Raw genomic sequence first — 12044 nt, 5'->3', positions numbered from 1 at the left:
TCAAACAACCGTTTGAATTGTCGGGAGTATACCCCGCGCCCCGATGAAGTCAAACGATTGTTTGACTTTGCGTCCCGGCGTCGTATCCTCCCTGAATGGCTGGAAAGACGACATTCCCTCAGCCGGGACCGCGGGCGACGAAGCGCCGTGACGCGATTGAAACACAGTCACGCCTGCTCGACGCCGCCGGTCGTCTCTTCGCCGCCAACGGGTACGACGAAACAGGGGTGCGCGAAATCTGCCGGACCGCCCGCGTAAACCTTGCAGCGGTGCGTCACCATTTCGGCGGGAAGGAAGGTCTGTACCGCGCCGTCATCCTCCGTTCCCACCAAGGCTTTCTGCAACAGGATCCTATGCCACGATTCCGCCAGAGCGATGACCCGGCCGAGGCCCTCGGACGTGCCGTTGAACATATGCTCCGCATCGTGCTCGTACGCCGCGCCGGTCACCCGTACGCCGGACAGTTGATCGCCCGCGAGCTTCGTGCCCCGACGCCGGCGCTGGATGAACTGCTCAAGACGGTGATGAAGCCTGTCCGCAAGGAGTTGACGCGGATCGTCGGGGCATTACTCGGCACCGCAAACACCCGACAACTTCGCGGCCAGTGCACGAATTTCGTCATCGGGCTGTGTGTGTTCCACGAACTCGGCAAGGAAGCGCTGGCGCGATTCGGGTTTCCTCCTCCCCGGAAGGAAAGCGAGGTCCCAGCTCTGGCGACCCGGATTACAGCGTTCGCCCTGGGCGGTTTGCGGCAGTTCGCAGGCGGCAAGCGGGACCGCCGTGGCCCGCGTCGAGGATGAAACCCCCCTGCCGGTTGCTCTGTTGGATACCGCGCGCCCCGAGTGGGTTTCCGGACTCTTCGCCCGTAACCGTGCGAATTGGGGAAGGTTTTGACTGCTGCGCGGGGGTATCGTACTTACCCTTATGGCACTGTCGGCATGGTAGCCATGCGACGCTGCCGACGTTCCGGGTCACGCCGCAACCATCCGATGGCGCGTGACGATCGCCGCTTCCGCTCGGGCGCGGGGGCAACGGCGGTCTGAACTGCATCCCGTTTCCCGCCGCAAGCGGCAGGCGCCGGATCAACAAGCAATCCAACAAGAAGGTCCGTTCCGGACGGAGGGGAAGCATCATGACCCGAGTCACGGACCGGCGGTCGCGCCGGCTTGGGGTTGGACTGTCTCTTGTCCTTGCCGCCGGATGCAGCGACGGCGGCGGCGGATTCCTTGGCTCCGGCGTGATTGACGACGGCAAGGAATTCGGCGGTAACGCCCAATCCGTCGCACCCTACCGCGACACGCTCACCGCGAACGAGGCCTATCACCTGCTCCAATCGGCCGCGTTCGGCGCGACACCCGAACAGGTGTCCGAAGCTGTTTCCAAGGGGCTCTCCGCAACAGTCGAGGATCTGCTGCGCGTCAGACCCATCCCCACCGAGGTCAAGGCACTATCGGAGCGGTACGAGGACGACCTCCCCCAGCGCTGGCTGGTGTACATGATCGAGGGGCCGAACCCGCTCCACGAGAAGATGACGCTGTTCTGGCACGATCGCTTCGCCACGTCGCAACGCGTGCTGAGTGGTCGTGATCGGGGCCTGGGGCTGGTCCACTGGGAAATGCTGCGAACGCAAGCCCTGGGCAACTACCGCACGTTCCTCCAGGAACTCACCATCGACCCCATGATGCTCATCTGGCTCGACGGGGCGAACAGTCCGAAGCAGAACCCCAACGAGAATTACACGCGAGAGTTCTGGGAACTGTTCACGCTCGGACGCGATACGCTCTACACCGAGGAGGACATCCGCGAAGGCGCCCGGGCGTTCACGGGCATCACGCTCTTCCGGGAGCAGGACATGAATGCCCGTCCGATTTACGACCTGCTCAATCACGATGAGACGCCAAAGACGATCTTTCCCGATCGGGCGGCATCGGACAATTACGATTACCTGAGCGTCATCGATCTGACACTGGAGCAGCCCGAGGCGGCCGAATACGTCGCCCGCAACCTGTTCACCTATTTCGTTCACGATCACCCCTCGGCCGATGTCGTACGTGACCTGGCTTCGACGTTTCGGCAGGCCAACTTCGACATTGCCCCGCTGGTTCGGCGAATCCTACGCTCGCAGGCCATGTTCTCGTCGGAGTCGCGCGGGAACCGAATACTCTCGCCCGTGGAGCACGTGGTGGGTGTGTTTCGAACACTGGACATGCACATCCACAGCGAGGAATCGCAGGATGCGGTGCTCAATCGGATCGCCTCCGACCTGCGCGAAGCCGGGCACGAGCTCCTGAACCCTCCGGGTGTCGAGGGCTGGGGCGAGAACGAATACTGGCTCAAGGACCAGTCACTCCTGAGCCGCATCCGGGCGTTGGGGCGAACGATGGAATTCGGACCGGACCGCACCCCCGGACTCCCATACCAGATTCTCCCGCCGACAAGCCGTTGGGACGAACGGGAAATCCGCCGGGAGATCGTCGAGGCCGTCGCTTCCGTTTTCCACCTGGAACTCACCGAAGAGGAGATCGATGTCTACATCGAGGTGCTCGACCAGAACGGCTGGCTTGCGTTCCACCTGGAGGACCCCGAGCGCCAGCCGCGGCATGTCTTCGAGATGATTCGGCTGATGGCCATGGATGAGCGCGTATTGAGTCGCTAGGCGCTGATCCGCGTGAGGATGCGGCGATGCGGTTTGCCGCTGGACTTTCCCAAGCAATTTCTCGACAAGGAGTTCAGCATGGTCGAGTGCCATGAATGCCAACTGGTCAACCGTCGTACATTTCTCCGCCGTGCGGGACTCGGTGTGGGAGCGTTGGCGTTCGCCGACCCTATCCTGCAAACCGTCGCCTCCACGTTCGCGCAGACGTCGAGCGGGACGGGCAATCTGCTCGTGCTGTGCGAGCTCAACGGCGGCATGGATGTGCTGAGCTTCCTCGCTCCGTTCACCAATTCCGTTTACCAGGAGAAACGGCCTGTTCTGGCGCTCAAGCCCGAGGATGTAACGCCTCTGCCGGACAATCCCGACTATGGCATCAGCAACCTCTTCCCCTTCTTCAACGAGCTCTATGCCCAGCGCCAGGTCGCGATTGTACAGCAGGTGGCCTACCCGAACGGCAACGGGTCGCATTTTGAGAGCCAGGAGATTTACGAATACGGCGTGCGCAATCTCGCCTCGGCGTCGGCGACGTCCATGCCCTGGTATGAACGCCTTCGTGCGACCTATTTTGACGAACCCTTCGGCGTGCTGGATACGCGCTCCATCGGCAATCCTCAGCGTTACGGCTATCCCGATGACACGTATCGGCAGGCGGCACAGGACGCATTCGGCCGGCTCGCCACGATGAAGGAAGGTCGCAACACGCGGCAGCAGGCCGTACTCGATGCCTACTCCAAGATTACGGATCTCTCCGGCGTCCTGCGCGAACGGACCGCCGAGTTCGAGTCAACCGGTGAGGCCCGCGGGCAATTCTTCCGCACCGCCCAGCTCGCATCGGCCAAGCTCGACACGCAGATTCTCCGGCTGAGCTATGGCGGATTCGACACACACGGAACGCAGGACGAGGCCAATCAGTCGCTCTTCCCCAGGATCAACAACGAGTTTCAGCAATTTGTCGAGGATCTGAAGGACCTCGACCTCTGGGAGCGTACGTGCATCGCGTTCTACACCGAGTTCGGCCGGCGAAACGCCGAGAATGGCAGTCCGGGAACCGACCACGGCTATGGCGGGCACATCATTCTGGTCGGCCCGAGCGTGAACGGCGGTCTGCACGGACAGAACGTTACATCCGCCGACTTGCGCGAAGACTCGCTTCCTTACTACGTTGACTTCCGCGCGGTCTTCAGTTCGTGCATCCGCGACTGGCTGGGATTCGACCCGCGCCCCGTCTTCCAGGTGGGCGGCGAGACCTACGATGAGAACGTGGGATCGTCGCTGTTCACCTGATGTTCCGAACAACGGGTCCAAAGGGCGTGCTCTGGTACTCCTTACGTTCAACAGGAGTCGTCGCATGTCAGATTGCCGTTTCGTCGCCGCGCTAATTGGCATCGCCATGACACCGATCTCCATAGCCCGCGCCCAGACTGAGGTCGAACTGCCGGACGGTTTCGAGGTATCCGAATTTGCCACGGGTTTCATCGAGCCGACAGCATTGGCATTCGCACCGGACGGGACGCTCTTCGTCGCCGAGCGCGGCGGGACGATTCGGGCCGTCGTGGACGGCGATGTTCTTCCCGATTCCGTGGCCGAAATCGAGGTTTACACGATCGGCGAGGGCGGATTGCTTGGACTGGCGATCGACCCCGAATTCGCGTCGAATGGTTACGTCTATGCCTTTGCCAGCGTCTCGGCCGTGGAGCAGCGGATCCTCCGGCTTCACATTCAGGATAACGTCGCCACGGACGTCACGGTGATTCGCGGCAACCTGCCGACCGCCGGCGGAAACCACAACGGCGGTGCCATCGACGTCGGCCCGGACGGCATGATCTACTTCGCCATCGGGGACACGGGTACGCCGGAACTTGCCCAGGAATTGACCAGCCTGGCGGGCAAGGTATCGCGAATCGATCGCGAGGGGGTTACACCGAACGACAACCCTTTCATCACGCCCACGGGAACGCCGCGCGCCGTCTGGGCGCTGGGGTTTCGCAATCCCTTCCGCATGTGTTTCAGTCCGGACGGACAACTCTTCGTCGGTGATGTCGGCTCCAACGATGAGCAACGGCGCGAGGAGATCGACCAGGTGAATGCGGGTTTCAACTACGGCTGGCCCATCGTCGAGGGATTCTCCTTGCCGGGGGTCGAAGTCCCCGCCGATTACCATGATCCGCTTGTCGCCTACGCCGAAGAGGGTGCGTCGATCGCCGGTTGCGCGGTGTACTCCGGCGATGTTTTCCCCGAGGAATTCCGGGGCAATCTCTTCCACCTGGACTACACCAGCCAGAGTCTGTTTCGCGTTGTCCTCGGCGGGGATGAAGTCCTGTCCCACACACTATTCCTGAAAACGGGCGGCGGACCCGTCGATCTCATCGAAGGTCCCGACGGAGCGCTCTACTGGGTCGAGTTGTTTTCCGGCAACGTGCAACGCCTGTCCTTCCCGGCCGGTGAGGCAGTGCCGGACGAAGGCACCAATGGCGATATGGGCACAGTCACTGACGGAGGAAATGACGATCCGGATAACGGCCAGCCGCCGGTCGGGCCTCGGCTTCCGCTTTGCGGCGCCGGAATCGTCGCAGCCTGGGGATGGATTGCGGGCATGTTGTTGACTGTCCGGATCCTCCCTTCGAAGAAGTCTCGACAGTCCGCGCACAGCCTTTCGCGAAACGGCGCCTGATCCTGGCGCGCGGGAATATTGCTTCGAGTTGCCGAGGCGAGCACCCGCCGATGCGGCACATGTGGGGCCATCCGTGGCCGCCGAGTTCGAGTCCAGCGTGCCAACCTCACGACCCTGGTTGCCCGAGCGTTCTTCCATCTCATCTCCCAGTACACCACGACAACCGTTCTTCTCCCGAATCTGCGAACTCCAAGAGCGAACAGCGTAAGGCGGTGTAGCCCGTTGTCGGAAACCGTAGGGCACCGCGGAATACTCCTTGGTGTCGGTCGAATACGGGATATAGTGGAACCCGGCATCCGGTGTCGCTGAAGCGTCTTAAGCACGTGTGGATGCCCTATTGTTCGCATTTCCCACGGAATGGCCCCGTGTCTACTGGTGTTGCTGCGAGACCTGCCGAAGCCGCACCGCGAAAGCGCGTGGGATTGGTCGACATCCCCGGGGCTTTGCTTCATCCGCGATCGTTCTTCCGCCGCGTCGAGGACGTGCCCGCGTACGCCTGGCCCCTCACGCTGTTGCTGGCGGCGCATCTTGTTCTGGGCTGGATGACGATTGAGACCGGTCTCATCGACCGCGGGGTCCAACGCAGCGTGCAAAATGCGATCGCCGAGATTGAAAGCCGACAGGTCGATGTCGTGGAACGGTCCACGCTGCGGAAGATGATCGAGGACCAGCGCGACCTTGGTCAGTTCAAGCAGTTGCTCAGCCGGCTGAAGATCCTGGTCCTTTCACCATTGGCGGTGTTGGCCGAGATCCTCTGTCTGGCGGCGGCGTTCTACGGTCTTGTCGCGTTGACCGGGAGAAAGCCCGAATGGAGCACGCTCCTGACCGTGTTCGTATTTGCGGGATTCGCCGATCTTACTGGGAGGGTCATCGCATCGTGCCTGGTATTGCGTTTCGGTACGCTGGACGTGGACACGTCCCTGGCCTTATTGACGGAGCTGCCCCACGGACCCTTTGCGGCAATGCCCGCGTCCTCTGCGGCGATGCTTTCGGGATTGCTCAGCGCCGCTGATCCGTTTCGCATGTGGTTCTGGTGGATTGCGGCCACGGGGCTTTCGACCACGCACCAACTTCGGGGCTGGCGGGCGGGTGTGGCATGCGGATTTTGTTGGCTGGCCGCGGCCGCGTTTCGCGGATTTCTTGCAACCGCGGCCCTCTCAAATGCGGCGTAGCCGCGGTGCGGCACACATGAATCGCCTGCGCTGGTGAGGAGTAGTTTCATGCGAACCCTGATCGGGACGATCGTGCTCGCCGCCGCCATCGGTGGTCTGTATCTGCTAAACGGTGCCGTACGGCGTGACGACGGAACGAGTCTGCTTCACGTTGCGCCGGAATTGCCCGTCACCGTGGAAGTGGCCGAACCGACACGGCGCAACATCATCCGTATCGTGCAGGCCCCGGGAGATGTCGAACCGCTTGACGAGGTGGACATCAGTGCCGAGGTCGTTGCCAAGATTATCGAAATGCCCGTGGAGGAAGGAGATACGGTCCACCGGGGCGATCTGCTTTGCCGCCTTGATGACGCCGACTATCTCGCCCGCCTGCGATCGGCCGAGGCCAACGTCGCCAAGTTGCAGGCCATGATCGTTCAGGCGCAGGCGGATTTTGAAAAAGCCGACCGTGACCTCAAGCGGCAGGTAAGCCTCTCGGAGGCGGATGCCACGTCCGCCCGGGAGTTGGCGGACTATCACACCGTTTTCGTTCAGGCCAAGGCCGCCCTCGAAATCCGCCGCCAGGAGCTTATCGACGCGCAGGCCCGGCTGGAGTCCGCACAAGAGGACCTTCGCCGCACGGTCATCACGGCACCGATCGACGGTGTGGTTTCCCAGTTGTTTGCGAAGAACGGCGAAGTTGTGGTCACCGGAACCATGAACAATCCCGGAACGCGGATCATGGTCATCAGCGATCTCTCGCGGATGCAGGTTCGGTGCCGCGTGGACGAAGGCGACGCGCCGCTCGTCCAGCCGGACCAACGAGCGCGGATCTACCTCCAAAGCGACACGGAGGAGAGCGTGCCCGGCACGGTCGCGCGCGTCGCGACCAAGGGCACGAAACCCGCCGGACGGGATGTCGTCACGTTCGAGACGCTCGTCCTGGTGGACGGTGAGGACAAGGCCCGGGTCCGCCCGGGAATGACGGCCAATGTCGAAATCGAAGTCGCCCGTAGCGACGACGCTCTGGTCATCCCCGTCCAGGCCGTCGTGCACCGCAAGCGCCGCGACCTGCCCGAGTCCATCCTGAGCGAGTACGAAGAGATGCTCCGCTCCCGCACCGCCGTGGATCAGCCAAGGCTCGCTGAGTACATCCCCGTGATCTTCCTGACCGAGGGCGACCGCGTGCACCCCAGCCTTGTGGAGACGGGGATCAGCGACTCCTCGGCCGTCGAGATCCTGCACGGCATCACGCCCGGCGATCGGCTGGTCACCGGGCCCTTCCGCAGCCTCGACCAGCTCAAGGACGGCTCGAAGATCGAGATACCCGGGAATAGCGAACCGACAGTTAGCAAAAAGGACTCGACGAAGGATGAACCCGCTCCCAAGAGCGGAGAGACCCTGGCGAAGAGCGAATCATGAGATGGTTCCGCCCCCATTCCGAAGAAACACACGGCAACTGTCCGGTGATCGAGCTGAGAGATGTCCACAAGATCTACCGCGTGGGAACGGAACTCGTGCACGCCCTGCGCGGGGTCTCGGTATCCATCGAGCGGAATGAATACGTGGCGATCATGGGCGCCTCCGGATCGGGCAAGAGCACGTTGCTGAACATCCTCGGGTTGCTGGATGTACCCACCGAGGGCGCCTACCTGCTTCGGGGGCAGGACGTGGCGCGCGTCTCGCAGTCGAAGCTGGCGAGTATTCGCGGTCGGCAGATCGGATTTGTCTTCCAGTCGTTTGAACTCCTGCCGCGCACCACGGCGCAGAAGAACGTGGAACTTCCCCTTACCTACAGCCACACGCCGCGCCGGCGCCAGCGGGCAACCGAGGCGCTGTCCCGCGTCGGCCTGCTCGATCGTGCTCATCATCGGCCCAACCAGCTTTCCGGCGGGCAGAAGCAGCGCGTGGCCATCGCCCGGGCCCTTGCCCAGCAGCCGGATATCATCCTGGCGGACGAGCCGACCGGAAACCTGGACAGCGCCACGGGCGATGAAATCATGGGCATATTCGATCGCCTGCACGCCGAAGGGCAGACCATCGTGATCGTCACCCACGAGGACCACATCGCCCGGCACTGCCGGCGTGTGATCCGTCTGATGGACGGGAGGATCATCGAAGACACACTGAGCCAAAGCCCCACGGCCGCGGCGGCCCGCGACGTGGTCTGTGCCGCTCCATCTCCAAGTACCGAGGCAGTGGGCACACCATGAAACTGCTCCGCGTTCTATTCCGCTTCGTGTTCTTTCTTCCCAATCAGGCAGCCGCCTTCTTTGGTAACGTCGCCACGGCGCTCGTGCAGATCTGGGCGAACAAGATCCGCTCTCTGCTCACGGTGCTGGGCATCATCATCGCCGTCACCTCGATCATCACCGTCGTCTCCTTCGTCCAGGGATTCGGCAACTACTTCACGGACTTTCTCCGCGGTCTCGGCACGAATCTGCTCGTCGTCTACCCCGAGTGGATTCGCGATTCCCGCGGCCAGTTTCTCAAGCGCGCCGAAATGGACATTGAAGACATCCGCGCCGTCGATGCTGAATGTCCCGGAATCCGCCGCACTGCGCCGCGCTTCACGCCCCGCGTTTCGATCGAGTACGGTCGCCAGCGTCTCGACGGCGTCCAGCTTGTCGCCTCCAATGAGCAATTCCAGCCCATTCGCAATTTCTATGTCGATACCGGACGGTTTCTGAGCGTGGTGGATATCGAGAGCGCGGCGCAGGTTTGCGTCGTCGGACGGGAAATATTGCGAAAACTCGAGGCCGACGAGTCCATCGTCGATGACTATGTTCACATCGACGGGCAGCGATTCCGCGTCGTGGGACTTCTGGAATCCAAGGGCAGTTTCATGGGAGAGAACCAGGACGAGCTCCTGATCATCCCCTGGACCGTGGGTATCAAGATGTACCCCGAGGCCCGCAAATATCTTGCTTTTTACGTCGAAGCAAACGGCGAGGACCAGATCGCCGAGGCGGAAGGGCAGATCCGCCGCGTACTCCGCCAGCGCCACGATTTGCGCCCGGGCCAGCCGGATGACTTCGGCATGTTCAAGCAGGACCAGGTACTGCAGCAGTTCCAGAAGGTCCGCGTCATTGCCACCAGCGTACTTGCGGGAATCGTGAGTATATCCCTGCTGGTCGGCGGCATCGGCATCATGAACGTGATGCTCGTATCCGTGGCCGAACGGACGCGGGAGATCGGACTGCGCAAGAGCGTGGGCGCCAGGCGGAGAGACATTCTTTCCCAGTTTCTCACCGAGGCCGTCGTGCTCAGCACTGTCGGTGGGCTGATCGGCATCCTGCTGGGGTATGCCATTGGTTACTTCGCCTCCCTGCACCCTGAGATGGTCGACGTCGACATTCCCCTCTGGTCGGTCGCGCTCGCGCTGGGATTCTCTGCCGGGGTGGGCATATTTTTCGGCATCGTGCCTGCGTTCAAGGCCGCGATTATCCATCCCATCGACGCGCTCCGGCACGAATAAAGAACGCGGCGATTACGGGCGGCTGCTGAGGAACGAGGCGGGACAAGAGAATCACTGCTGGCACTCGGCCGGTCGATACGAGATTCGCGGGAAAATCGTCTTCCGCAGCACGACGAGTGGCCGATCCAACCGATTGGATTGCCCTGCCCGCCCAGTCGGCGAAAATCCTCTCGTGCCCGCAATCGTCATCCAACATCTGACCAAGACCTACGGCCGCCGCCGCGGCGTGGAAGATCTTTCCATCCAAGTTGCCGAGGGCGAGCTTTTTGGTTTCCTCGGGCCGAACGGATCCGGAAAGACGACGACCATCCGCGTCCTGCTCGGACTCCTTCGAGCCAACGGGGTGGCGCGAATCTTCGAACGTGATTGCTGGAAGCAGGGGCCCTCATTGAGAGCCGAGGTCGGGTACTTGCCCGGAGATGTCCGACTCCCCGGCTGGATGAGCGCCGAAGCAGGACTGCGGATTGTCTCCCGCTTTCGCAGGACGGATCTTGTCCCGGTGGGCCTGAAGTTGTGCAGACGCTTCGATTTGGACCCCCATGTTCGTTCCCGGCAGATGTCCCGCGGAATGCGGCAAAAGCTCGGCTTGATACTTGCCCTCGCCCACCGACCGCGCCTGCTCATTCTCGACGAACCCTCGAGCGCCCTGGATCCACTGCACCAGCAGATGCTGCATGAGCTCCTCCGCGAACACGTCCGCGATGGCAACACGGTGTTTCTCTCGAGCCACACCCTCAGTGAAGTGGAAGATCTCTGCGACCGTGTCGCCGTCTTACGCGAGGGCCGTCTCGCCGCCCTGGAACGAATTGCCGACATGAAAGCTCGGGCCAATCGCGAAGTCGTGCTGACTTGGGCAAGCCCGGAAGCTGCGCAGGCGACGACGCCGCCCCCATTCCTGAGCGAGGTCCAACGTGACGGCAATCATTGGCGAGCCAACCTCCGCGGCTCTTCCATCGAACTCGTGCAATGGTGCAAGGACCGTGCGCTCGCCGATCTTACCGTTGGCCCGCCGGATCTCGCCGCCCTATTCCGCAACTTCTATGCAACGGGAGAGGACCATTGAACCGCGGCTTGCTCCTCAAGATCTTCCGCGAAACCTGGATTCTGTCTGCGGGATTGTGCGTCGCGGTCATTGTCTTTGAATTGCTGATGACCTTTGCCTTCTCGGTCTTCAAGGAGGAATTCGCCGCCCAGATTCTCGAGTTCGCCTTCATACGCAACATCATCCAGGCAATTCTGGGGGCCGAAATCGGTCCGGGACAGGTGGGCCTTGCGCTGATGTCAGTCACCTGGGTCCACCCCCTGCTGTTGGGGCTCGTCTGGACGCATGCCGTAACGTTCTGCACCCGCACACCCGCAGGCGAAGTCGACCGCGGCACGGCCGACCTCTGGCTCACCCTTCCGGTTTCGCGAGTTCAAGTCCTCGCGACTGAAAGCGCGGCCGTATTGGCGTCGGCTATTCTGCTGACCAGTTGCGTATTCGCCGGCAATCGACTGGGTACGGGCATTTTCGCCCCGGATTTGGCAGCAAGCGGCGCGTCAGCGTTGTTTGTATGCGTCAACTTTCTATCGCTCTATCTGGCGGCCGCGGCTGTTGCTTTCCTGTCTTCCGCATTTTCCAACCGCCGGGGCAGTGCAATCGCAGCGGCTTTCGCTTTCCTGGCGGGCTCCTACCTTCTCAACGTTGTGACCCAATTTGCCCCAGTCGCCTCGTTTCTCGCCCCGCTCAGCATTATGCACTATTACCAGCCAATGGCGGTGTTGCGAGAGCAGCAGGGTGCGATCTCGCATGTATTGATTCTGCTCAGTTTCGCCCTCATCTGCTGGCTGGTAAGCCTCTGGCGGTTCGCGACCCGAGACATCCTTACTGCGTAAGAAACGTTGGTTCGTCCTTTGGACGGTAAGCCCCACGCCACCTGACCCGCCGGACGCTGAGGTTGGCTCGTCCGAGCTCCCGATCTTCACATGAGGACAGGCTGGAATGGGTGGGCGTGGACGAAGTACGGATCGGACGATTACCCCCAAGGGGATTCGAACCCCTGTCGCCGGCTTGAAAAGCCGGTGTCCTAGGCCTCTAGACGATGGGGG

At 62.0% G+C, this 12044-nt stretch carries 10 protein-coding genes and 1 tRNA gene; 10 read left to right on the top strand and 1 reads right to left on the bottom strand.

Going from position 1 to position 12044, the window contains the following annotated elements:
• Window positions 1-95 precede the first annotated feature (95 nt).
• The 10 genes from J5J06_00375 (at window position 96) to J5J06_00330 (ending at window position 11831) form a co-directional block, all read left to right on the top strand.
• Window positions 96-800 carry a CerR family C-terminal domain-containing protein gene (locus J5J06_00375; GenBank protein ID MCO6435526.1) on the top strand — a complete coding sequence of 235 codons (705 nt, stop codon included), beginning with the start codon at window positions 96-98 and terminating at the stop codon, window positions 798-800.
• A gap of 332 nt (window positions 801-1132) precedes the next feature.
• Complete coding sequence (locus tag J5J06_00370) at window positions 1133-2656, top strand: DUF1800 domain-containing protein (protein MCO6435525.1); 1524 nt, start codon at window positions 1133-1135, stop codon at window positions 2654-2656.
• A gap of 78 nt (window positions 2657-2734) precedes the next feature.
• Window positions 2735-3940 (top strand): DUF1501 domain-containing protein, encoded by a 1206-nt coding sequence (locus tag J5J06_00365; protein ID MCO6435524.1) that lies wholly within the window; start codon window positions 2735-2737, stop codon window positions 3938-3940.
• A gap of 64 nt (window positions 3941-4004) precedes the next feature.
• Window positions 4005-5327 (top strand): PQQ-dependent sugar dehydrogenase, encoded by a 1323-nt coding sequence (locus J5J06_00360; protein MCO6435523.1) that lies wholly within the window; start codon window positions 4005-4007, stop codon window positions 5325-5327.
• Between the two features lie 365 nt (window positions 5328-5692).
• Complete coding sequence (locus tag J5J06_00355) at window positions 5693-6499, top strand: YIP1 family protein (GenBank protein MCO6435522.1); 807 nt, start codon at window positions 5693-5695, stop codon at window positions 6497-6499.
• A gap of 48 nt (window positions 6500-6547) precedes the next feature.
• The gene (locus J5J06_00350; GenBank protein MCO6435521.1) at window positions 6548-7900 is read left to right on the top strand and encodes an efflux RND transporter periplasmic adaptor subunit; all 1353 of its coding nucleotides are present in this window, start codon (window positions 6548-6550) and stop codon (window positions 7898-7900) included.
• Between the two features lie 44 nt (window positions 7901-7944).
• Complete coding sequence (locus J5J06_00345; GenBank protein MCO6435520.1) at window positions 7945-8691, top strand: ABC transporter ATP-binding protein; 747 nt, start codon at window positions 7945-7947, stop codon at window positions 8689-8691.
• Window positions 8688-9956 (top strand): ABC transporter permease, encoded by a 1269-nt coding sequence (locus tag J5J06_00340; protein ID MCO6435519.1) that lies wholly within the window; start codon window positions 8688-8690, stop codon window positions 9954-9956. Before J5J06_00345 ends, J5J06_00340 begins: the two co-directional genes overlap by 4 nt.
• 172 nt (window positions 9957-10128) lie before the next feature.
• Window positions 10129-11019, top strand: coding sequence for an ABC transporter ATP-binding protein (locus J5J06_00335; protein MCO6435518.1), 891 nt, complete (start codon window positions 10129-10131; stop codon window positions 11017-11019).
• Window positions 11016-11831, top strand: a complete 816-nt coding sequence (locus J5J06_00330) for a hypothetical protein (protein MCO6435517.1) — start codon at window positions 11016-11018, stop codon at window positions 11829-11831. The genes J5J06_00335 and J5J06_00330 overlap by 4 nt, the downstream gene beginning before the upstream one ends.
• Window positions 11832-11972: 141 nt before the next feature.
• Here the strand turns inward: J5J06_00330 and J5J06_00325 are convergent.
• Window positions 11973-12044 (bottom strand) — tRNA-Glu (locus J5J06_00325).

The sequence above is a fragment of the Phycisphaerae bacterium genome, from assembly GCA_024102815.1.
In the GTDB taxonomy this organism is placed as follows: domain Bacteria; phylum Planctomycetota; class Phycisphaerae; order UBA1845; family UBA1845; genus JAGFJJ01.
Note: the sequence above shows the minus strand (reverse complement) of the source record. Positions and strands in the feature narration are given on the sequence as shown.

Coding starts and splice junctions, on each gene's coding strand:
- J5J06_00375 (MCO6435526.1), top strand. CDS start 96: ATGGCTGGAAAGACGACATTCCCTCAGCCGGGACCGCGGGCGACGAAG.
- J5J06_00370 (MCO6435525.1), top strand. CDS start 1,133: ATGACCCGAGTCACGGACCGGCGGTCGCGCCGGCTTGGGGTTGGACTG.
- J5J06_00365 (MCO6435524.1), top strand. CDS start 2,735: ATGGTCGAGTGCCATGAATGCCAACTGGTCAACCGTCGTACATTTCTC.
- J5J06_00360 (MCO6435523.1), top strand. CDS start 4,005: ATGTCAGATTGCCGTTTCGTCGCCGCGCTAATTGGCATCGCCATGACA.
- J5J06_00350 (MCO6435521.1), top strand. CDS start 6,548: ATGCGAACCCTGATCGGGACGATCGTGCTCGCCGCCGCCATCGGTGGT.
- J5J06_00340 (MCO6435519.1), top strand. CDS start 8,688: ATGAAACTGCTCCGCGTTCTATTCCGCTTCGTGTTCTTTCTTCCCAAT.